Raw genomic sequence first — 23,831 nt, forward strand, 5'->3', positions numbered from 1 at the left:
TGATTAATGATTAATTACACAGTTTTTGTTGCAATTTTAAGCAAAAATGTATCAAGCAATAAGTAAGCTGCGCAATATAATGGAAACAATACAAAAATGCCAACCGTTCGGTTGGCATTTTTTCAAGTAGGGTTATGGGTTGGCGTCATCCACGCTCAGTGAGTAGGATATTACCTCGTTAGTGCCGTCAGGTTTAGTGAAGGTAAACTGAATAGACAGAAGACCTACTTCTTGACCGTTTGACTCTACTTCACGGCTCAAGTTTGCTATTGAAAAACTTGTTTGGTTGCTAAATTCATTAGGTACAACTGCATCACCACCTGCTAAATCTAATTTACCATTGGTAGTTGATACCTCTATTTCAGTGCCGGCTGGCAATGGGTTACCGTTTATATCCGAATAAAAGATATAAACAGGCACACTTTCAACACCAGCGTCGCCCAATGTAACAGAAGAGATATCACAATAAGTTGAGTTATCTGATGCCTCTAAGGTGAGTCCATTTTGTGACGCACAATCAACACCACCATAAGAAGACGGTACTGCGAAACGCACATAAGGTGTATCACCTGACATTACAATACTAAATTGTTTTCGAACCTCAATCAGCTCTTTTGAACAAGCTCCCGCTTTTTGAGCATCTTCGCTACACAATAACCCATTGTAAATACCGTCAGCACTATCATAAGTACCATTGTTATTGATGTCTCTGAAAATCTCATTATGCCCACCGTCGCTGTTTGCTGGCGCACAAGGGTCATTACCAGGATCAGATTCTATACAGCTTTGTGCATCAAAAGTGCCGTTATCATTTATGTCTAAAAATGCTTCAGGCAAATCAAACGCAGAGTGATATTCACCTTCATCAAATCGACCATTACGATTATTTGTACCCGGCTTATCAACAAACGTCTCTTGTCCTTTTGCCGTCACTAAAAAGCTCACTCGACCACCTCGGATGATGTTTCTACCATCTTTAGTAGTTGGATAAGTGCCAATACATGGGGCAGACACGCCAAAATAGGTATCGCAAACATCTGCAATGGTATTTTGCCATTCACTTCCAGAGAATGGTGCATCCCCTTGATTACGCCATGTTAAAGTACAAGTCGCATCTGTACTTTGACAATTATAAAGCTCATTAAACTGTTCACCATCGAACGTGCCAACCACCCCTGTTTCAGACTGAACGGTCGCAGTAACCCCATCACCACTTAGTTGGTTGAATTGATCACCGAAGAAAATATTGATATCTACCGTGGCACCAACGTGTGATAAAGAGTTCAGGTTAAGTGTCACTGGCGCTGCATCAAAGCTATCTTGATCTGTAACACCAGAACTTAAAAGAATTCTTGAAGACACACCTGTGATCTGCTCTGAAACTGGCACAAGTACATAACCACCCGCAGGGCAATCGTCAGGGCGAGGATCAACATCACAACGATCAAACTCATCTGGCCAACAAGTTACTTGCTGATTTGTGCCCTCAACTTGCTCAATTAAGTTATCAGGAATATAACAAGCTTGTACAACAAGTGGACCTGGCACTAGGCCTGACGTCACTGTCGTTTGCGCTTTACCTTCATTATCAGTACTGCTAGACGACTGTGTTAATCCTGCAGCACCTATACTGTCAGTAAGCCTGAAGTCGATTCGCTTTTGTTTAATCGGATTTGTGTCTTCATCTAAAAGTTGAAATTCAACGACTGATAATGTTGGCGCGCCACCTTCACCAGGAGGTAGTGCAATAAACTGCTCAAAGTTTTCATTGGTTGTTAAAAATTTGAGTGCTTGCGCTGGCGACTCGCTGACTGTCAATTCGATTGAATTTACAAAGTTATTTCCACCCGCTTCGACAGTTGCAGTAATTGTATCTGTAATGCTACAACCATTCGCTCGGTATGTTGCTGTAGCCTCACCATTGGATGATTTAACTTGCGCATCTAGTTGTGCTTCTTCATTCGCAGCACACACTGAAGAGAAGTTAACGTCGGCAGGTGTTAGATATAAGTTACCTTCCTCATCCCGAAGCGTTGCTGTAATAACTGTACTACCACCGGCTTTAAGTTCAGTTACACCTTCGTCTAAGCCGTTATCAAGGCTGATTTCTAAATCGACCACCCCGACAGAGAAGTTACTGGTGTTTGTCTCTCCATCATAACTCGCAGAAACAGTACCGGCACCACCACTATCACCTGGCTGAAGTTTTAATAAGGCAACTCCAAATTCATCAGTTAATGCTGTGCCACTGCTTGGTAAAATTTGGCCAATTGTTGTTGTTACATTCACAATTTCGCGAGTCAGTGCTGTACCGCTTTGTTTAGATGAAAGCTTAACAAATACTTCTGCCAGTTCATTGGAACTAATTCGGCTCGAATCAGAACATCCGGTATTTATGTCATCAGGGTCTAATTCAATTGTTGCACGGTTCGCATCCCAGTCAGCATTACAACCAGTTAAAATGCGCACATCTATATCATAGGTGCTTGTTTCTTCTCTTGGGTTGCCCGATGAATAAAAATACGCTGTTTCTGTGAATATTAGGTTTTCAGTTTGTTGATACGTTACAGTAAACTCACCTAAACCAGCTTCAGTAGTTGGCACTAATTCGAACGTTGCTTGCCCGTTCGTGTCTGTGGCAATTTTGCCATTACTAGGGCGTGTCGTTGCAATTGCATCACCTTGAACAAGGATCAATGCATTGTTAATGGGTAGATTATTTTCTGTCAGTGTTACTGTGACGAAACCATTAGTGTTGGCTGAAACAGGGTTTTCCTTAGTGATTGGTTGATTTGCGTCATCTAGTACCTGAGCAACAGATAATGAAATACCGCCAGTACCTGCACTATCAAAGAAGATGTTTGAAGATATTGTGCTGCCGTCTGGCTTTTCAAAACTGACTGTCGCTTTACCTGCGCCTTCCAAATCATTATCAAGTAAGTTAACTGACGCAATACCCTCTTGGTTGGTTAAGATTGAACCTGAAGAATGATCTAACCTTGCATATTGGTCAACTTCGAATTGTAAACGCGTATTTGTTACTGGCTCATTGTTAAGTAAAACCTGTGCTTCCAAGGTTAACGCACTGCCACCAGCTAGCATATTTGACGGCTCATTAGTTAACGGGTTTTTCGCAGTAAATGAAATTTTGTAAGGATCAGCATCAAACTTAGGGTTACTCGCCGTGTAGTATGGCCTAACAGCTACAACATCAGTGTCGTTATGTGTATAAGTTGCTGTCAGCGCATCAACTCCACTTTCTGTGTTTGCCAACAGTGTGATTGTTGCTTGACCGTTTAAGTCGGTTACAACACGACCATCTGCAGGAACAGTAATCCCCTTATTACCTGCATTAATAGTAATAAATTTCTCAGATAATGGCTTAGAACCCTCTAATAATGTAACAACAACAGAAGCATTTTTATCTTCACTTAGACGATTCGAAGTTGTAATTGGATTGCCATCTGCGTCTGACATATCAATATTTAAAGAAATACTGCTAGTACTAAAACCTTCGGTGAAAAAGTAACCTCTTGCAATGACATCGTCAGTTTGCTCATTGAGAGTACCTTTGTAAGTGACAGTTACAAAACCTGGACCACTTGTTGTGTTAGGTGTCAAAAAGAAAACCGCTTTACCATCTGATTCTGTTAAACCACTGTCGTAATCCAGTTCAGCTCTTTCATCTGTATCTAACTCCACCACAGCTTGCGATACTGGGGTGTTATCATTCATAACTTCAACAGTGACAATAGCAGGCTTTGAGGTTGAAAGTGGATTATCTTGGGTAATTACGGCACCATCAGTATCTTTTATAGTCACGCTAATTTTTAAACCGCCATCTCCAAGCGATGTAAAATCAATCTGCTCTTCTAATGTGGTTTCAGCAATAGATACTGACGCACTCACTGCGCCTGCGCCTTTTTGATCTGTTGGTAACAACTTAACCGTTGCTTTACCTTCACTGTTGGTCAACACTGATGACGGACCATCAAAACGCGCATATTCGTCAGCCGTGAAATTAATACGGGTATTGGCTATAGCCGCTCCGTCATTATTCAGTGTGGCTTCAATAGTGAGGGGGGTCTGCAGAGAAAGCTCTGTCGTTTGTTCTAAAATCGATAACGTAAGTTGGTAATCGCTTGAAGAACCACCATCTCCAGTATTATTGTTTGTTTTATCTATTGTTCCACCGCCGCCACAAGCTGTGACTAATAAGGAAAACAACAAAATGCTAAACCAGCGCATCAAAGGCATTACCCCCTCTCCCTAGCTGAATTAAAATTATTATCTCCTCATGTTACCTTATAAAGTGATTAAAAATCACAACTTTTTCTTAACTATTTAACGTTTTTTTTTGGTCTCAGCGCACCATGCTGGTAGGCTATTATGAATTTGAAAAAATCTAACAATCGATATGACACAAAATAACAAGATGAGTTTAACCACTCGCATCATGCTGGGCATGGTGGCGGGTGTTTTTCTAGGTCTGCTTTTCCAATTTATTCTTGGTGATAAAGAAGACGTTTTAATCCCTCTTGGGCTATTTGATCTAGCCGTTAAAGGTTTCTTCGTAGACGGCTTATTTCACATAGGCGGGCAAATTTTCATTGCCAGCTTAAAAATGCTGGTTGTGCCTTTGGTTTTCATTTCTTTAGTGTGTGGTACATGTAGCTTAAGTGACCCTAAAAAGCTAGGTCGCTTAGGTGGTAAATCAATCGCTCTTTATTTAACCACTACAGCTGTAGCCATTACTGTCGCAATCTCACTTGCTTTGTTAGTGAGCCCTGGTGTGGGTTATGACGTACCTACCGAAGCAGCATTTGACGCAAAACAAGCACCAACGCTGACTCAAGTTATTATTAATATGTTCCCTACTAACCCTATCAATGCGATGGCTGAAGGTAACATGTTACAAGTTATCGTTTTTGCACTTTTGTTTGGTATTGCAATGGCGCTGAGCGGTGAGCCGGGTAAACGCATAGCTAAAGTTTTTGATGATTTGAACACGGTTGTGCTTAAACTTGTGACTATTTTAATGAACCTAGCACCAATTGGTGTTTTCTGTTTAATGGCCAAGTTATTTACAACGATTGAGATGGGTTTAATCCTTGGTCTAGCAAAGTACTTCTTTACTGTATTAGCCGCTCTATTTATTCACGCACTGATCAACTACTCTGCACTTTTAAAAATTCTAACGGGTTTAAGCCCTATTACCTTCTTAACTAAGATGAAAGACGCATGTATGTTTGCATTTAGTACATCAAGTTCAAGTGCAACTATGCCAGTAACACTTGAAACGGCCACGAAAAAGCTAGGTGCACACAACTCTGTTGCGTCTTTCACCGTGCCACTTGGTGCGACTATTAACATGGATGGTACTGCCATCATGCAAGGTGTTGCGACAGTATTTATTGCGCAAGTTTTCGCTGTTGATTTAACAATCAGTGATTACCTTATGGTGATCCTTACCGCAACACTTGCTTCTGTAGGTACTGCAGGTGTACCTGGTGTGGGTCTTATCATGCTTGCAATGGTATTAAACCAAGTTGGCCTACCAGTTGAAGGTATTGCTATCATTATGGGGGTTGACCGACTGCTTGATATGACGCGAACAGCAGTAAATGTGACAGGTGACTGTATGGTAACCTGTGTAGTTGCTAAGTCTGAAAACGAATTCGATACACATGTTTTCAATGACCCAAATGCAGCGAAAGCATTAGAAAAAATCGATTAACCTTAAGCTGTATAAAAAAGCCCTGACTGTTCAATCAGTCAGGGCTTTTTTGTTTTTAAAAACTTTATTTTCTTTTAATTTACGTAAAAATTTTAAAACAAAGTCTATACTTATCTTATGTATGGATAGCAAAGCACAGAAATTTATACGTATTAGTATATACACTGTTACAAATAAACTATTGTGTTTAGCGTAAACAGCCCATACATTGTAGTTATTGGTTAATTCGAGTGTGTTGTATGAACATAGTAAAGGTTATTGCGCTACTTTGCGTTATCAGCTTACTAAATGTATCAACAGCGAAAGCTGTTCAGTACGACACTATGCCATCTGTAAGTTCGGTAGTTTGTGATTTTGATAATTCAAACTTAAATGATCTTGACGATGGTATTATCAGCAAAGTTCCAACTTCTGTTGCAACTGCTGAACTTTTTGAATTTCTTTATAACGATACCCACTCAACTTTATCAACGCACCATTCAGTTATAAGAGCCCCACCTTTATTAAATTAATTCCGATTTTTCGTGCTTATTAATTTATTTACAGAGGTGACTTATGAACGCATTTACTACTCTTAAAACTCAGCCTGCTGCAAACTTAACTTTTGCAACTGAACAATTGCCTTACTCTTCAAGTCAAAAATTACTTGAAGGTAACGAGCCCGCATTACAGCTAATGCGCAATCTAATACTTAACCCAATTCAACACATTGATCTTGGTGCTGACATTGACGAAGCAAGCCTAATATTGAATCGTACGCATCATAAAGTGAGTTTTGTGGTTGATGCGCAAAACAACATTGTTGGGCTAATTTCAAATGCAAGAATTGGCAGTCGTTACATTTTAACCATTGCAGATAAACTTAATTGCCATCGTAAAGACTTAAATGTCGGCGACATCATGATCCCAATTAAGTCATTACAGCAAATTTCATTTAAACAAGTCGAACAATCTAATGTCAGTAATCTTGTTAAGACAATGGAACAAAGTGGCGCAGACTTTTTGTTAGTAATTGATGATACAAACTCATCGTTTGTTGGTTATTTTGATTTTATCGATTTAGCAAAAATCTGCGGCGCAAATATCAATACCGTCAAACCCGCAAACAAATTCAGTGACATAGTAGACACCCTACTCCATCACGCAGAGATTTAACCATTATCCCAAAGTAATGTACGTTAAAGTTCAAAGCGCCTGTGGGCGCTTTTTTTGATTATTAATTACTTTCTTTTCTTAAGTACATCTAAAATACCCAGTTTGAAAATGAACGTTTCAAGCTAATACTTTCTCAATCCTCTTCACATTAATTTTAAAAATCGAAGCCATTTATCATATGTGTTACTATGCTTGCGTTATGAACTTACATATAAGCACCGTAGATAGCTAAAGATTTATGCAAGAAAACAATCAATTACATACACAAGAAAACGTTGAAGATATCCCTACTATCTATTGGCACGACTATGAGACTTGGGGGGCTAGCCCACAAAAAGACCGCCCGAGTCAATTTGCAGGTATTCGCACCGATTACAACTTAAATATTATTGGTGAACCTCTAATTGAATACTGCAAACCAGCTCCAGATTATTTACCCCATCCTGAAGCGTGTTTGATCACTGGTATAACGCCGCAACATGCGCTTAAACATGGTTTGGTTGAAGCTGAATTTATGGCGAAGATCCATGCTGAGTTTAGTCGCCCTAACACTTGTGTGGCTGGCTACAACAGTATTCGATTTGATGATGAAGTAACGCGTTACTCACTATATAGAAACTTTTACGACCCATATGAACGTGAATGGCAAAATGGTAATAGCCGCTGGGATATTATTGATCTAGTGCGTGCCTGTTACGCATTAAGACCTGAAGGTATTGAGTGGCCATTAAAAGAAGATGGCTCACCAAGCTTTAAACTCGAAGAGCTAACCGTTGCCAATGGCATTGAACACGCTGCAGCCCACGACGCGCTTAGCGATGTAACCGCGACGATTGCTCTGGCTAAGTTAATCAAAGAAAAGCAGCCTAAACTGTTTAACTTCTTCTTTGGATTAAGAAATAAGAAGGCGTTAGCTGATCTCGTTGATGTCTATAACATGCAACCACTGGTGCATACTTCATCGCGTATTCCTGCAACTCAAGGCTGTACGAGCTGGATCGCACCAATGAGCTTTCACCCAGTGAATAAAAATGCCGTGGTGTGTTTTAACTTAACTGAAGACCCACAAGTGCTGCTTGATTTAGACGTAGAGCAGTTGCGTGAACGCCTTTATACAAAACACGCTGATTTAGGCGAAGATGAATTGCCAGTTGGCCTTAAGTTGGTGCATTTAAATAAGTGCCCTATTTTGGCGCCTGCAAAAACCCTGCTTCCTGAAAATGCAGCACGTTTAGGCATAGACAGAGAAAAGTGTCTTGAGAATTTGAAAGTGCTAAAAGCGCATCCTGAATTGAGAGACAAAGTAGCGGAAGTGTTTAACGATAAAGCTGACTTTAGCAGCACAACTAACCCTGATTACCAGCTTTATAATGGCTTTACGTCAAAAGCAGATAAAGCCAAGTTTGCGATGATCAGAGACGCGGCACCTGAGTCGTTAAGTTCATTTGATTTAGAGTTTGATGACGCCAAATTTACCACTATGTTATTTAGATATAGAGCCCGTAACTGGCCTCATACGCTCTCGCCACACGAATTAGATGTATGGCGTAAATATTGCCAAAACAAGTTGATGCATGGTGAAGATAATCCTTCTATCGGCGCTGAAGACTTTATGTTAACGCTAGAAAATTTATTGCATCAACATGATGGTAATGAAAAGAAAATGAGCATTTTAAAATCTTTGTACATGTATGCTCAAAGCCTGTAAGTCTTTGCTCGAATAAAACAGCTTTTCTAAACGCTTAAATTTCTTAGTTTTGAAGATTACACAAAAAAGCCCGTTTTAAACGGGCTTTCTCTTTTTAGCATTAAGCAAAATAATAATTAGTTTATGCCAATGTATTTGTGCACTTGCACTGATAAACGCCAGTTTTTCTTTAAGCAAGTTTCAATCGCAAGTTTGGTTGCTTTGGCTTTTTGGCTGATTGGCTGTAAGTAAATCAGTTCTGGTCTCACACCTGTTTGCTCGAATAGCGCTTCAAGTTCATCAACGTGCTTTTGCATCGCGATTGGGTGTTTGATTTCATTTGCTCTTTGCATGGCTGACGTCAGTACATCATAGCCGCCGCGCATGTTGATTTTTGGCGATACAGTTACCCAGGTTGATTCAGGTGCTAATATCTCAAAGGTGCCACTGGTTTCTATTTGTGTGGTGTAACCGGCCTCATGAAGTTGCTCGCAAAGAGGCACTAAATCGTACATACAGGGTTCGCCACCTGTAATAACCACATGCTTAGCAAGATAGCCGCGTTCTTTGAACAAATTGATAATGTCATCAATACTAGCATTTGCCCACTTTTCGGAATCCGCTTTCTTTTCGACTGTTTCGCCTAAAGTTACAAGATATGTGTCGTTGGTTTCCCACGTTTGTTTGGTATCACACCAAGCACAACCCACGGGGCAGCCCTGCAAACGCAAAAATATCGACGGCACACCAGTAAAACTCGCTTCACCCTGGATGGTTTCAAAAATCTCATTAACTTTGTACAAAGCAGCTCCAATACAACATAGCAAACTCAAAAAATCGGCCGTGAAAATTGTTATTTTTTCAGCGGCCGTGTAGTATATCGCGCCCTGAAGCAAACCTCTATCAAATTCGAGGCAATAATCTTATGAGTGAAAAAGTCGTCGTAATCTATTCTGGTGGAATGGACTCTTACACAGTGTTAAACAAAGCAATTAAGTCAGGCTTTGACGTGTATGCATTATCGTTCAACTATGGCCAACGCCATGTTAAAGAGCTAGAAGTCGCTGCGAGTGTCTGTGCAGATTTAAATGTACACCATAAGGTTGTTGATATCTCTGCTATCAATCAGCTTATTGGCGGCTCCTCGCTTACCGATGACATTGAAGTACCTGAAGGCCATTACGAAGAAGAAAGCATGAAAAGCACAGTTGTGCCTAACCGTAATATGATCTTACTTTCTTTGGCGGTTGGCTATGCGGTTTCACTTAAAGCTAACAAGGTATTTTATGGCGCGCACTCAGGTGATCATGCAATCTATCCTGACTGTCGCCCAGAATTCGTTGAAAAAATGAGTGATGTTTGTCGCATCGCAAACTACGAAGAAGTTGAAATCGTTTGCCCGTATTTAAACAGTACAAAAATTGAGATCTTAACAGATGGCCTAAATATGGGCTTAGATTACAGTAATACATGGACTTGCTATAACGGTCGTGAAAAAGCCTGTGGTAAATGTGGTGCATGCCAAGAGCGTCTAGAGGCATTTTCATTAAATAATGCAAGTGATCCTCTTCCTTACGAAGCCTAATTTTTTTCATGTGCAATTGCAATCACCTACTGCAATTGCACAATCCGTTAACCTCTTTCTAGCCCTCCTCTGACTTTTGTCACTAACTTAAATCAATAAGACTGCTATTCTAAGATTAGAATTATTAGTAGGAGTCAGTTATGTCAGGAACAACCATGATCGTGATGATCGTTTTCATTTGTGTTGGATTAGGTGTTGTTGGTGATTGGGTGAAACGCTACCTTGCGTTAAAAGAAAAAACACTTAAACATACCGCGGGCACAGATGAAATGAAAAATGAAATCGCATCTTTGAAAAGCCGCATTGAAACACTAGAAAAAATTGTGACTGATGAAGGTTATCAACTTGATAAAAAGATCAGTAATTTATAGCACTTTTAGTTATACCAACCCGCTTATGTAAGTGTTCAATTTTTAGGCAAGAAAACCTCGTTGGTAGCACCGCTCACGCGTCCTGCTATCGCTGAGGTACCTACATCCATGTAGGCAAGGCAAATATTTCGTTATTTAGTTGTTCTAAATGAGAAATCTTTAACGCCGCTATCATCAAGTTTAATCCTTCAAAATGATTAAGTGTTATTGCGGATTGGTATTAGTAGTTTAGTTCAGCTACAAACTCACTCGGAGACTGCTCTGGCACGACTAAAACCAGTTGCTTTTTGGCGCGTGTTAATGCGACATAGAACAGCCTTCTCTCTTCTGCATCTTTGAATCGCTCGACTTGAGGCAGTAAAGCTTCAACTAAAGGTAATGATTTTACTCTTGAAGGCAATGACTTTTTGTCTAACCCAATTAAAACCGCGTAATCGGCCTCTTTTCCTTTTGCAGCATGGAATGTCATCTGTTTTATAGAAAGCTGCTGATAGTGACTCTCAATCGCTCGTAGAGTCGATTTATCTAGTAGCGCAGCATGACTTCTCGCTAAGATTAATACACTGGCATTCGTCGGTGCTTGATTTGCAATATACCCAAATGCTTCTGATATCCCTTGCATTGGATCAGTGTGAAAGACTTCTTTTACTGCAGGTAATGAGCTTGATGAGAAAGCTTGTATTGATTTGGTAATTTGTTGTGGATTAGCACAAACAAACTCAGCAGATAAATCAAGTAAAGCCTGAGAATAACGAAATGTTTTATCTAGTTGGGTGGTCGTTGCATGTCCAAAGTGTTTTGCAAACTCTGTTGTGTAACGAATATCGCCGCCATTAAATCGGTAAATTGATTGCCAATCATCACCCACTGCAAATAGTTGGCTACCTGATTTATTAGCCAATAAGTCTTTCACTAATTCAGCACGAATTGCTGAAATATCTTGAAACTCATCAACAAGAATAAACTTCCATTGCGGAGTATATTGACCACTTTGCGTATATTGTCTGGCACGAATGATCATGTCATCAAAATCGATGCTATTTTCATTTGATAGATAAAGATTATACTCAGCTAAAAAATGTCTCAGTAGGGTTAAATCATCTGAAAACGTCGTCTCTAGCTCTGAGATTTTTCCAAGTGCGTGTGCTTGTTTGTAGAGACTGAACAGCGTGAAAATTGTTTGTACAAACTTGTTTTTCAATGACGAGTTTAAAAATGTACTTAGCTCACCTTCAAATTTGTAGGCAAAGTTATTTCGTAAAAATGAAACCAACAGCTGCTTAAATGAGTCGTCAGAATATAGTGCTTGTAAAGTATCGAGTATAAACGCCGTTTTAGCCTGTAAATTGGTGGATAATTCAGATACCTTAGGCACGCTACCTTCTACATCGGCTATGATTTGCTTGCCCAAACTATGAAAAGTCATGACTTGATCTTTTTCTTTAAGTCTCGCTTGCAATTCTTCACTGGCATCACTGCCATAGGCTAATACTAACAGGTCTGCTGCTTTGGCTTGCTTGGTGTGAAGTAAGTATTTAAATTTCGCTGTAATGACACTGGTTTTTCCCGTACCAGCGCCCGCCAACAATAACTGTCTATCATCTTGAATGATACATGCTCGCTGCTGCGCATCAGTCAGCGGGTGTTGCTCAAGCCTATCAAAAAAGGATTTATGCTCCTGCATTTTGTAATTGATAAAGCTGTTTTTAAATTCTGAAATATCTGTTTCTGTCCAGCTAACTAATTCTTTTAAAGATGCCAATGCTTTTTGTATATCACGCGTTAATTGGCACTTTAGATCTCGAGCAAGCCATTTTACAGCCAAGGCTTTCATTTTATCTTTGATCGCTAACCATTTTCGGTGTGACAAAAATGATTGCTTTAACAGTGCTTCAATTTTAGAAATTGTATTAACTAAATCCGCTTTATTGGCGTTACACCAAAAGGTGTCTAACTGGCTTTGACAATCACTGCGCGCTGCAAAACGGTGCTTTAAAGAAGTGTCATCCGCATTGAGCTGTATCTCAATCACATGACTAAAAGGTGTTTTATGTAATTGAGGCGCACACTGTAACGCCCGCCATGAGTAAGCAAGCGTATCGTTATGTAATTGTAAAATGAGTTGGCTTTCATTTAACTCAATCGCCTTGAGCTTATTTCTAAGTGATACAGCAGTATTTTGGAAGATCAAGATAACAGTTCAGTGAACAAAATGATGACTTATGTTAATCAAGGCTATTGAATAATCAAAGTATTTTTATCTATTTCAGCATTAGTAAATTTCAGGCATAAAAAAACCAGCTAAAAGCTGGTTTTAATAATTGGTGCGGATGGGGGGACTTGAACCCCCACGGCCGAAGCCACCACCCCCTCAAGATGGCGTGTCTACCAATTCCACCACATCCGCAAATTTTTAGTTAGGTACGTCCGAGTTATTATTGTTCGAAACCGGTACATCTGAGTCAGTAGGTGCAGCTTCTGTTGCTACAGGTGCTGAAAGGTTTTCCCACTCATCAGTCTTTTTAATTTGACCAGCTGTTAAGTTACCTAAAATAATGCTCAGTACAAAGAAAACAGTCGCTAGAATCGTTGTTGTCTTCGTCATAAAGTTTCCTGCACCTGATGAGCCGAAAACTGTTGCAGAAGCACCTGCTCCGAATGAAGAGCCCATGTCTGCACCTTTACCTTGTTGGATTAGAATCATGCCAACTAAAGCTAAAGAAATAATTAGGTAAACAACCAATAATATCTCGTACATTTTATACGTTCCCTAATGCACTTTTGTAAATACTTAAAAAAGCATCTGCCTTAAGACTAGCGCCACCAATTAGGCCACCATCTATATCTGGCTGTGCAAATAACAAATCACTGTTAGAATCATTAACGCTTCCACCGTATAGGATACGAAGCTCATTTGCGATATGACCATCATACTCGGCAATCATATCTCGAATAAATTTGTGCACTGCTTGTGCTTGTTCAGGTGATGCTGTTTTACCAGTACCAATTGCCCAAACGGGCTCGTATGCTATCACAGAGTCTGACAGTGATGCTATACCTGAATGCTCAATTACAGCTTTAATTTGCTCAGCAACAACTTGTTCTGTTTCGCCAGATTCTCTTTGAGATTCTGTTTCGCCTACACATAAAATCGGTGTTAGGGCATTTTCTTGTGCTTTGCTAAATTTTTTTGCTACAACTTCGTTTGACTCACCAAAAAGACTACGCCTTTCTGAGTGTCCAACAAGAGTAAACTCTGCACCAAGTTGCTTTGCTAGTTCTGCGCTAGTTTCGCCTGTAAATGCACCTGAGTTGTTTTCAGATACTGTCTGCGCACCAGTTACAAAACCTTTTTCAATTGCCGAAGATAAAAGCATTGCTGGAGGAAAAACAATAAGAGATGCTTTTTCTTCTACTTGGCCTAGTACCTTTGAAGAAATCTCTTCAATAAGTTCTACTGAACCATTCATTTTCCAATTACCAGCGACAATTGGCTTACGTTGCGACATACGATACTCCGCATCAAAAGCGGGTGAGATACTAACTCGCCTCACCCAAAGTTACAAGAAATAAAATTGAAATTTTGTTTAATTGCTCACAGTTTCAACAACTTCGGCAATTTTTTGAGCGAAGTCTAGCACTTGCTTCTCTTGCTCCGCCTCAACCATGACACGTACAACAGGCTCTGTACCAGATTTACGAAGAAGGACTCGACCTTTGCCAGCAAGATCAGCTTCTACTTCTTTCACTGCGGCTTTTACTTCGTCGGCTTGTGTAGGATCAGTGCCAGCTTGATACTTCACATTGATCATTTTCATTGGATACTTTTGGAAACCCGCACCCAAGTCTTTCAATGTCTTGTTTTGCGAGACCATGGCCGTCAATACTTGCAAACTTGAGACAATACCGTCGCCAGTAGAAATAAGGTCGAGATTCAACACGTGACCTGAACTCTCACCACCAATTTTCCAGCCTTTTTCTTTTAAAAGCTCGATAACGTAGCGGTCACCTACTTTACTACGTGCAAAATCAATACCTTTGGCTTTCAGTGCATTTTCAAGGCCCATGTTTGACATCACGGTACCAACAACACCACCGCCTAAATTATTCTCTTGGTGTGCCTGACACGCGATGATATACACTATGTCATCGCCATCGAATACTCGGCCATTATGGTCAACCATCATTACACGGTCACCATCACCATCGTATGCAATACCAACATCCGCTTTATGCTCTAACACTTTTTGCTTTAAACTATCAACATGCGTTGCACCGCATTCTAGATTGATGTTTGTGCCATTTGGTTCACAAGCGTGACAAATGACTTCTGCGCCTAGTTCACGCATTACGTCTGGCGCAATGTGGTAAGTTGCACCGTTTGCGCAATCAAGAACGACTTTTAAACCCTCTAGAGACAGTTCATTTGGGAATAAACCCTTACAAAATTCAATATAACGGCCATCTGCGTTGTCCAGACGACGTGCTTTGCCTAGCTTTTCAGAAGGTACACAAGTCATTTCCTCATCAAGCATAGCCTCGATTTCAAGCTCAACTTCATCGCCAAGCTTTAAGCCTTTACCATTGAAAAACTTAATACCATTGTCATGGTATGGGTTGTGAGATGCACTGATCACAATACCTGCTTCGGCACGGAATGTTTGCGTTAAATACGCAACCGCTGGCGTTGGCATAGGACCAAGTAAAACAACATCAATGCCCGCAGCAATTAACCCTGCTTCTAGCGATGTTTCGAGTAAGTAACCTGAAATTCGGGTGTCTTTACCGATAATTACTTTTTTGGTGCCAGACTTAGATAAAACCTTACCTGCTGCCCAGCCTAATTTAAGTGCGAACTCGGGCGTAATTGGAAATTCGCCGACTAGACCTCGAACACCATCAGTGCCGAAATACTTTCTTGTTGTCATAAGGGTGTTACTCCATTTCTTGCTGCCTGCCATACACCAATGACATCAGCCGTTTCTTTCACATCATGAACGCGGATTATATGTGCGCCTTTTTGAGCACATATCAATGCACCAGCTAGACTGGCTGCAACACGTTCACTAGTTTCTCTATTCAAAAGTTGTCCAAACATAGATTTTCGAGATAAGCCTGCTAACAGTGGCAGACCAAGTGTCGAAAATGCATTGAATTTTTCTAAGATTTCAAAGTTATGATTCAGTGTTTTACCGAAACCAAAACCGGGATCAAGTATGATCCTGTTTTGATTAATGCCAGCTTTACTGCACGTTAAAACTCGCTCTTCAAAAAACTGATTTATTTCTGAAATAAGGTTTTCATACGTTGGGTTTGTTTGCATCGTGCGAGGTTGACCCTGCATGTGCATCAAACAAACGGGTACATCGCTGTGTTTTGCTGCTACTTCTAATGCACCTGGCTCTTGAAGCGCTCTTACATCATTAATAATGTCCGCACCGGATTCAATGGCCGCTTCCATGACAGCAGCTTTACTGGTATCAATTGAAATCACACAATCAGAGGCTTCTCGAATACGTTTGATTACCGGTATAACTCGTTGCAGCTCTTCTTGAAGAGCAACGTCTGGGGCGCCTGGTCGAGTCGATTCACCACCAATATCTAGAATTGCTGCCCCTTCCTCAATTAAACGCATAGCTTGTTTAAACGCATCATCAACAGAATTGTAATTGCCACCATCTGAAAATGAATCTGGAGTAACATTAACAATACCCATGATAATCGGTTTGGTTAAATCAAGCGTTCTGTTTCTTGGAAGAGATAATTGGGTCATGTGATTTAGAAGCGTCCTTTAACGTATTTATTTCACCTAATTCTCAAAGAAGTTTCGAAATAAAAGGTAAAAATTACTAAACGCAATTCTATATGCTAAGTGAAGAAATTAAAATAAAAAGCCCCGATAAATCGGGGCTCTTATTGAGATTAATCACTCTTTGCTGTCATCAAGCTCATTTGTTGGTCTCGATGCTGGCTCTGACTCCTTTGATTCAGGCTCAGGCTTAACTTCAGGTTTCGAGTCAACCTTAGCTTTAGGCTCAGGCTTTTGATCATGCGCATCACGAGGAGGACGAACCTCTTTACGCTCCATCAGGTCGTCAATTTGACCCGCATCGATGGTTTCGTATTTCATTAACGCATCTTTCATGCTGTGCAGGATATCCATATTGTCTTTTAAGATTTGTTCTGCACGCTCGTAGTTACGAGTAACAAAGTCTTTGATTTCAGAATCAATCAGCTTAGCTGTTTCATCAGACATACCTGACATGCGATGAGAACCACCACCCATGTACATTTCACCTTGCTCTTCTAAGTACATTTGCGGACCTAGTTTAGAGCTCAGACCCCATTGAGTAACCATTTTCTTAGCGATGTCTGTTGCACGCTCAATGTCGTTACTTGCACCTGTTGTAACTTTGTCATCACCATAAATCAATGCTTCAGCAATTCGACCGCCGTATAGGCTTGAAAGCATAGATTCTAAATGTTCTTTAGAATGACTTACACGGTCTTGCTCAGGTAAGTACATTGTCACACCCAGTGCGCGACCACGAGGAATGATTGATACTTTATAAACTGGATCATGCTCTGGTACTAAACGGCCCACAATGGCGTGCCCAGCTTCGTGATAAGCAGTCATTTCTTTCTCGTGCTCGCTCATCACCATAGACTTACGCTCAGCACCCATCATGATCTTGTCTTTGGCTGCATCAAATTCAGCCATGCTCACTTTACGCTTGTTACCGCGAGCAGCAAATAATGCGGCTTCATTTACAAGGTTTGCAAGGTCTGCACCTGAGAAACCAGGTGTACCACGTGCAATCACTGATGCTTGTACATTTTCATCAAGTGGTACTTTGCGCATGTGTACATTAAGGATTTGCTCACGACCTCTGATGTCAGGTAAACCAACCACAACTTGACGGTCAAAACGGCCAGGACGAAGTAATGCAGGATCAAGTACGTCTGGGCGGTTAGTCGCAGCAATAACGATAATGCCTTCATTACCTTCAAAACCGTCCATTTCTACAAGCATTTGGTTAAGTGTTTGCTCACGTTCATCATGACCGCCACCCATACCAGCGCCACGCTTACGACCTACAGCATCAATTTCATCGATGAAGATGATACAAGGTGCCGCTTTTTTAGCTTGCTCAAACATATCACGAACACGTGATGCACCCACACCTACGAACATTTCTACAAAGTCAGAACCTGAAATCGTAAAGAAAGGTACTTTCGCTTCACCAGCAACTGCTTTTGCAAGTAGTGTTTTACCTGTACCTGGAGGACCTACCATTAGTACGCCCTTAGGAATGCTACCACCTAATTTTTGGAATTTAGATGGGTCACGTAAGAAGTCTACAAGTTCTGTAACATCTTCTTTTGCTTCGTCACAGCCAGCAACGTCAGCAAATGTGGTCTTAACTTGGTCTTCGCCCATTAGACGAGCCTTGCTCTTACCAAATGACATAGCGCCTTTGCCACCACCGCCTTGCATTTGACGCATGAAGAAAATCCACACACCAATAAGCAGTAACATTGGGAACCATGAGATAAAGATGTTTGCTAAGAATGACTGCTCTTCAGGTGCAACGCCTTTGACGTTTACATCGTTTTTAAGCAAGTCGTTAATTAAATCCTCATCATACATAGGCATGATCGTCTGGAAGCGTTCACCGTTTCCTTTTACACCTGAGATAGTGCCTGTACTTCTGTCGATATTGACATCACGCACTGCACCGCTACGCACTTCTTTTACAAACTGCGTGTAACTCGTTTGACGATCGATTTGATCGTTTCCATTGAAGCTCTGGAACACGGTCATCAGCACTACTGCGATAACCAACCAGAGTATTAAGTTCTTTGCCATGTCGCTCAAGGAGTTAACCTCTTGTATCTAAAAATTATTTAAATTCAACTATAATGCACTTCAACTGTACTACAGTTTGTAGCCTGTCGCCACTATATATACTTCCCTAGATCGTGGACGCGATGCTTTAGGTTTACGAATTTTGACTACTTTAAAACAATTACGTACTTCTTGTACAAATTGATCAAAACCTTCACCTTGGAAAACTTTTACTGCAAATGCACCATTTGGTTTTAATACCTGATGGCACATATCTAACGCTAGCTCAACTAAATACATACTGCCAGCTTGGTCTGTGCTCATGTTGCCACTCATATTCGGTGCCATATCAGAAAAGACAACATCAACATTTTTACCGTTAATACGGTCTAATAATGCATCGAGTACAGATTCTTCTCTAAAGTCACCTTGTAAAAAGTCTACGCCTGCCAGTGAATCCATTGGTAAGATATCACATGCAATGACCTGCCCTTTATCACTCACTTCTTCAGCTAAATATTGCGACCAACTTCCTGGTGCAGCTCCCAGATCCACAACAGTCATGCCTGGTCTGAGCAATTTATCTTTCTGCTGTATTTCTTCTAATTTGAAAATTGCACGTGAACGGAATCCACGTTTTTGTGCTTCATGAACATAAGGATCATCAACATGTTCTTTTAACCAGCGTTTTGAGCTCGCTGAGTGCTTTTTATTTGCCATATTAACTGCAACTCATTAGTAATATTCTGTAGATGGCGGTAGAATAGCGATAATTCAAGCCTAAGATTAGTAAATATTACCAATATGACATTATCAAATAAACAGAAACAGTACCTAAAAGGTCTAGCTCACCCACTAAAACCAGTTGTTCTTCTTGGTGCGAACGGGCTAACTGAAGGCGTAATGTTAGAAATTGATCATTCTTTAGACATTCACGAATTAATCAAAGTGAAAGTACCGACGAATGACAGAGAAACGAAACAACTAATTTTTGACGCAATTGTAAGAGAAACAAAAGCGCATAAAGTACAAGTGATTGGTCACGTTATCGTGCTATATCGCCAAAGCGAAGATAAGAAAATTCAACTTCCTCGCTAAGCTTCCTCGTCAACAGCATTTGCTGTTGACGTCTCTTTCCACTCAATTGCCTGCTTAATAAATTCAACTGTTAATTCATTTATCAAACCACTCTCAGCATTAAGTAGCATACTATAACCTATGTTCATTGAAGGAATGACCACAATATCAGTGCGGTAACCCTGAACCCAACCACTATGATAGAACAATAATGTGCCTTCAAAGTCATATATGCGCCAACCTAAGCCATAATGTGCTTCTTTAACATGCTTACGCCAAATTCTTCTTTTAAGTTCTCTTTTAGTTTGTACATAAGGCCGAGATTGAACAGTCAATGCATCTAATGACAGTACTTCTGGAAAATGCCCCAGTTGCGCTTTTAGCCAAAAGACCATATCTGCCGCGCTCGCATTCACCCCTGCAGCAGGCAGTACTTTGTAATAGTTGCTCTTTAATCTAGCTGTATGCCAACGTTTTCTGCCTAAAACATGAGGCGCAGCAAAATTTTTATCTTTGGTTAAATTTTTTAAACCAACACCGCCATCACGCATACCTAAAGGCGCAAATAAAAATTCTTCAACCCAGGTTTTGTAATCTAACCCTGTTTTGGCTTGTATTACCCTATCTATAAGACTAAACATGACATTTTGATAACCGTAACAGATGCTGGGTTTACATATCGGTTGAATATCAAAAAGCTTATCTGTGATATCTATGTAACTCATTCTAGATTCAACCAGATTATCGTAGGCATTAGGCACAATGCCGCTAGAATGGCTTAATAAATTGTAGACTTTTAAATTTTCAAACTTTGACTCACGCGCTTGTGGGAGGTAATGACTGATTTCTCGGTCTAGGTCGATTTTCCCTTCAGTTGCTAATTTAGCGGTCAGCGAGCCTGCAAACGTTTTTGATACTGACGCCAAACGAAATCGAGTATGCGCATCAACTTTTCTGCCTTGTTTGACTTTTGTTCGACCAAATCCTTTTTGAAAGTAACTATCCTCACCTTGTACGATACTTAATGCCGCACCAGGAATGGATTTTTCTTTTAGTTTTGTTTCGACTTGCTTAGAATAGCGATTTACAAATTGCTGCCACTGTTGCTGCTCGGCGTTGTTGTTTTTATTTAATGCCAAACATTCAACGGTGAAGAGCCCCATAACTGCGTAAATCAGGGTCTTCATAAAAATTGCTCCTGTTTTCATAACGGCATTCTAACATTTTGTCGTTTGTTGTCTTGTGTTTGGGCATAAATTATTAATCTGAGGAATTTTAATGCGTAAGTTATCGATACTTGGAGTTGGTTTATTACTTAGTTCTGCATGTAGTTTTACCCCTAAGTTGGCGCCAGAACTTACATTACCTAAAAAACCTTTACTAAAAAAAGAAGTTATTTTCTTAACCTACAACGCAAAGCAGAACCCTGTAAAAATTAAGTCGGTGCAGCTCCCCGCTCACCCTATTTACAAAAACAATCGTGTTTGGGTTGATCCAAAGTCTCCTCAATTAACGCAGTTACAATACCAACTCGTAGTAAAGCAACTTTCTGAGCTTGGTTTAGTAGTAGCCGATAGTAACGATGCCGATTACATTCTTAACGTGCAGCAACTTTCAGTAGAAAGAACCAATGATATAGACCTACAGCTCGAAGCGAATAAAAAGATTAAGTCTCACAATGTGCCAGTTATAGAAAGTAATCAATCAAAACAATGCAGCAACTATGAAGTCAAAGTAAGCTTTCGCTTAAATCACAAGCAAAGTGCCGATGTCGTTTGGATTGCTCAAGCGAGTATTTCCAGCCACAGGTTTATTAATAAACCTGTTATATATAAATTTACCCAGCAACAAGTAGTCACAAATGAACAGGCTGTTGTCGATTTTATCAACTTGCACAATACAGAAGCTGCACGTAAACAGCGATTTGAGCAAAAAGTGTCTGTGCCTAAATATAAAGTCGCATATCAAACCTCTCCTTTAACTAAAGTGTCTGGTTTGTGCACTAATCAGGAGGTTTCAGCAGTGACAAATGACATCGAAGCTCATCTCATTGCCGAGTTAATGGGCAAGCTAAAGGTGCGCTAAACATTTTTTTACAGTATTCAAGCGGTTTTATTGCTTATAATTCTTATAATTAAGCCACAATAAAATTGCCTGAATACCTTCACTGTAGATGTATACTACATTTTTAAGTGATTGGTTTTAGTGAGGGAAACATGGAAAACTACGCCACTATTTTACTTGTTGAAGATGATGAATCTTTGGCCCAATGGGTTGCTGAATACCTAGATAACCAAGGTTACACAACACATATTTGCCACAGAGGCGACAAAGCTGTTGCTATGGTAAAAGATGTCTCTCCAGATATTGTACTGCTTGATATTATGCTTCCAGGCCAAGACGGCATAAGCGTTTGTCGAGACCTGCGCCAATTCTACAACAAACCTATCGTAATGATGACAGCCAAAGATGAAGAGATGGATGAAGTCATCGGCTTAGAGGTAGGTGCAAGTGATTATGTTATCAAACCTGTTAGACCTCGTGCGCTGCTTGCAAGGATCAAATCTCTACTCAGAGCTTCGGAACAATCATCTTCCACAACCGAGGTTGATGATGACAACATTCAAGTAGGTGCATTACACATAGATACATTAGCCCGTAAAGTGACAATTGATGGTGCTGAAGTTGCCATTTCTAGCGCTGAATACTTATTGCTACACTTTTTAGCAAGTAATGCAGGGGAAGTCGTGTCTCGAGATGCGGTATTTAAAGCCACTAAAGGCCGAGAATACGATGGCTTAGACAGAAGTGTCGATGTACTTATATCTGCACTTAGGAAGAAGTTTAATGACGACCCTCAGCATCCAGAAAAATTCAAAACTGTCTGGGGCAAAGGCTACTTGATGGTCCCTACAGCTTGGTAAGCCAGACACAATCATCATAACCAACATGCTTAATCATGTTGGTTTTTTCTCTCTATAATTTGGTGTTGCCAATTTGAAAAAACTTTACCTTTATTTACTTGCTAGTGCGCTATTGTCTATTGTGGTGCTTGGATGGTTAATCGATACGTTTAATCAACAAGCTTTCTCACCAGACGATAACTTCATGTGGCAACGTAATATCACGGGTGGGTTTATTAAACAGTTAGAAAGACAACCTGTAAAGCAACGTGCTTCATTTGCCAACACCATAAGTCAAGAGTTTTCACTCGATGTAAGTTATAAAGATGGGCAAAGTCTTGCTCTGCCCTCTGAGTTAAAAGACGAGATGTTTACCCCACAAGGTTTATTGCTTGAAGACGAGATAGGCTTTTACCTACTTAAGTCATCCAAAAGTCTTATGCCAGATTATGTCGAGTTGCGTCTAACCAAACCAGAACAAGAGCAAAACAGTGATGTATTACTGACCTTGTTATTTTATTCCGGCGTCTGTACTTTTATGTGGTTCATATTGTCACCGCTTGCAAAAAGGTTAAACGTATTAACGAGTAAAGCGAAACAGTTTGCTGCCGGTGATTTTTCCGCACGTATTGAGCCAAACCATTTTACTTATATTAAAGACGTAGAGCTTACATTTAATGGCATGGCGAGCAAAATTGAAAAGCTGATGGCAGAAAACAAACTTATGGCTTCAAGTTTATCTCATGACATTAGAACACCTGTTGCCTGTATGCGTTTCGCTTTAGATGCAGCGATAGACGAGCCTGACAATAAAAAGGTGAATGAAATTCTGCTTAGAATGGAAAAAGACTTAGATCAAATGGAAGATATGCTAAAGTCATATTTATCCTTTGCAACGCTCGAGCAAAAATCTCATTTATTAAATTTTGAAACAACACAAGCCTCTCATTACTTACATGATGTAAGCTTGCAAATACAGCCTAAATTACAAAAAGCCGAACTGTCGTTGCTTACAGAACTAAATGCCAAATTCGAAATAACCGCAGACTTACATTGGTTAGCCCGTGCCATTACTAACTTACTCAGTAATGCTTGTGATTTTGCAACCAAGCACATTCAAATTTCTAGTTACTATGACTCACAATACACATATATAGAAATAGAAGACGATGGTCCAGGTATAGCGCCAGAGAATTGGCATAAAGTATTTAGTCCTTTCTTTCAGGAAGAAAATCACCGAAATCGTGCAGGGAAAAGCTATGGACTTGGACTTGCGATCGTCAGTAAAGTGGTAGATTGGCACCATGGGAAAGTCTCTGTTTCACAGTCTGAGAGCTTAGGTGGTGCTAAATTTACGATACAACTGCCAAAAAGACCTAACTGATCATCATTTATGGTGTATTGATTTCAGACAAGGTCTTTTTATTTTTCATCATTTGCAGTAGATTGTCAGCCATCCCTTAGAAT

General features: G+C 40.2%; 20 protein-coding genes and 1 tRNA gene. 10 read left to right on the forward strand and 11 right to left on the reverse strand.

What is annotated here, in order from left to right:
* Positions 1-132 precede the first annotated feature (132 nt).
* A complete protein-coding gene (locus AC1HJP_RS07505; protein ID WP_480361277.1) occupies positions 133-4,257 on the reverse strand; it encodes a hypothetical protein in 4,125 nt (1,374 codons plus the stop codon).
* Positions 4,258-4,417: 160 nt separating this feature from the next.
* Between AC1HJP_RS07505 and AC1HJP_RS07510 the strand changes: the two genes are divergently transcribed.
* From AC1HJP_RS07510 to sbcB, 4 genes are all read left to right on the forward strand, one after another.
* Positions 4,418-5,737, forward strand: a complete 1,320-nt coding sequence (locus AC1HJP_RS07510) for a dicarboxylate/amino acid:cation symporter (protein WP_480361278.1) — start codon at positions 4,418-4,420, stop codon at positions 5,735-5,737.
* A 239-nt stretch (positions 5,738-5,976) separates the two neighbouring features.
* Positions 5,977-6,249: a hypothetical protein gene (locus AC1HJP_RS07515; protein WP_480361279.1), complete on the forward strand. Its 273-nt coding sequence runs from the start codon at positions 5,977-5,979 to the stop codon at positions 6,247-6,249.
* Between the two features lie 43 nt (positions 6,250-6,292).
* A complete protein-coding gene (locus AC1HJP_RS07520) occupies positions 6,293-6,892 on the forward strand; it encodes a CBS domain-containing protein (protein ID WP_480361280.1) in 600 nt (199 codons plus the stop codon).
* Between the two features lie 238 nt (positions 6,893-7,130).
* Positions 7,131-8,600 (forward strand): exodeoxyribonuclease I, encoded by a 1,470-nt coding sequence (sbcB, locus tag AC1HJP_RS07525; RefSeq protein ID WP_480361281.1) that lies wholly within the window; start codon positions 7,131-7,133, stop codon positions 8,598-8,600.
* Between the two features lie 116 nt (positions 8,601-8,716).
* Here the strand turns inward: sbcB and queE are convergent, their stop codons facing one another.
* Entirely contained in the window at positions 8,717-9,382 is a 666-nt protein-coding gene (queE, locus tag AC1HJP_RS07530) for a 7-carboxy-7-deazaguanine synthase QueE (RefSeq protein ID WP_349286021.1), read from the reverse strand.
* 122 nt (positions 9,383-9,504) lie between these two features.
* Here queE and queC point away from each other — a divergent pair, with 122 nt between their 5' ends.
* Complete coding sequence (gene queC, locus AC1HJP_RS07535) at positions 9,505-10,164, forward strand: 7-cyano-7-deazaguanine synthase QueC (protein WP_480361282.1); 660 nt, start codon at positions 9,505-9,507, stop codon at positions 10,162-10,164.
* A gap of 140 nt (positions 10,165-10,304) precedes the next feature.
* Entirely contained in the window at positions 10,305-10,535 is a 231-nt protein-coding gene (locus AC1HJP_RS07540; RefSeq protein WP_421964246.1) for a hypothetical protein, read from the forward strand.
* Positions 10,536-10,755: 220 nt separating this feature from the next.
* Here the strand turns inward: AC1HJP_RS07540 and AC1HJP_RS07545 are convergent, their stop codons facing one another.
* From AC1HJP_RS07545 to rlmE, 8 genes are all read right to left on the reverse strand, one after another.
* Positions 10,756-12,726 carry a UvrD-helicase domain-containing protein gene (locus AC1HJP_RS07545; RefSeq protein ID WP_480361283.1) on the reverse strand — a complete coding sequence of 657 codons (1,971 nt, stop codon included), beginning with the start codon at positions 12,724-12,726 and terminating at the stop codon, positions 10,756-10,758.
* 131 nt (positions 12,727-12,857) lie between these two features.
* Positions 12,858-12,942 (reverse strand) — tRNA-Leu (locus AC1HJP_RS07550).
* 6 nt (positions 12,943-12,948) lie between these two features.
* Complete coding sequence (gene secG / locus AC1HJP_RS07555) at positions 12,949-13,293, reverse strand: preprotein translocase subunit SecG (RefSeq protein ID WP_475159959.1); 345 nt, start codon at positions 13,291-13,293, stop codon at positions 12,949-12,951.
* A 1-nt stretch (position 13,294) separates the two neighbouring features.
* Entirely contained in the window at positions 13,295-14,044 is a 750-nt protein-coding gene (tpiA, locus tag AC1HJP_RS07560) for a triose-phosphate isomerase (protein ID WP_480361284.1), read from the reverse strand.
* Between the two features lie 78 nt (positions 14,045-14,122).
* Positions 14,123-15,463, reverse strand: a complete 1,341-nt coding sequence (gene glmM, locus AC1HJP_RS07565) for a phosphoglucosamine mutase (RefSeq protein ID WP_138568678.1) — start codon at positions 15,461-15,463, stop codon at positions 14,123-14,125.
* On the reverse strand, positions 15,460-16,308 hold the full coding sequence (gene folP, locus AC1HJP_RS07570) for a dihydropteroate synthase (protein WP_480361285.1): 849 nt from the start codon (positions 16,306-16,308) through the stop codon (positions 15,460-15,462). Before folP ends, glmM begins: the two co-directional genes overlap by 4 nt.
* Positions 16,309-16,461: 153 nt before the next feature.
* Positions 16,462-18,405, reverse strand: a complete 1,944-nt coding sequence (gene ftsH / locus AC1HJP_RS07575; RefSeq protein WP_480361286.1) for an ATP-dependent zinc metalloprotease FtsH — start codon at positions 18,403-18,405, stop codon at positions 16,462-16,464.
* A gap of 69 nt (positions 18,406-18,474) precedes the next feature.
* Complete coding sequence (rlmE, locus tag AC1HJP_RS07580) at positions 18,475-19,104, reverse strand: 23S rRNA (uridine(2552)-2'-O)-methyltransferase RlmE (RefSeq protein ID WP_475159942.1); 630 nt, start codon at positions 19,102-19,104, stop codon at positions 18,475-18,477.
* 84 nt (positions 19,105-19,188) lie between these two features.
* On the opposite strand from rlmE, the gene yhbY reads away from it, so the two are divergent.
* Complete coding sequence (yhbY, locus tag AC1HJP_RS07585) at positions 19,189-19,482, forward strand: ribosome assembly RNA-binding protein YhbY (RefSeq protein ID WP_058029553.1); 294 nt, start codon at positions 19,189-19,191, stop codon at positions 19,480-19,482.
* Here the strand turns inward: yhbY and AC1HJP_RS07590 are convergent.
* Positions 19,479-20,648 (reverse strand): serine hydrolase domain-containing protein, encoded by a 1,170-nt coding sequence (locus AC1HJP_RS07590; protein ID WP_480361287.1) that lies wholly within the window; start codon positions 20,646-20,648, stop codon positions 19,479-19,481. The two genes, yhbY and AC1HJP_RS07590, sit on opposite strands and share 4 nt — an antisense overlap.
* Positions 20,649-20,739: 91 nt before the next feature.
* Between AC1HJP_RS07590 and AC1HJP_RS07595 the strand changes: the two genes are divergently transcribed.
* The 3 genes from AC1HJP_RS07595 to AC1HJP_RS07605 all read left to right on the forward strand — a co-directional run bounded on the left by AC1HJP_RS07595 (position 20,740) and on the right by AC1HJP_RS07605 (position 23,748).
* Entirely contained in the window at positions 20,740-21,546 is an 807-nt protein-coding gene (locus tag AC1HJP_RS07595) for a hypothetical protein (RefSeq protein WP_480361288.1), read from the forward strand.
* Positions 21,547-21,677: 131 nt separating this feature from the next.
* A complete protein-coding gene (locus tag AC1HJP_RS07600; RefSeq protein ID WP_480361289.1) occupies positions 21,678-22,385 on the forward strand; it encodes a response regulator in 708 nt (235 codons plus the stop codon).
* Positions 22,386-22,458: 73 nt separating this feature from the next.
* Positions 22,459-23,748: a sensor histidine kinase gene (locus tag AC1HJP_RS07605; protein ID WP_480361290.1), complete on the forward strand. Its 1,290-nt coding sequence runs from the start codon at positions 22,459-22,461 to the stop codon at positions 23,746-23,748.
* Positions 23,749-23,831 lie beyond the last annotated feature (83 nt).

This window comes from Pseudoalteromonas sp. NFXS53 (genome assembly GCF_056629255.1).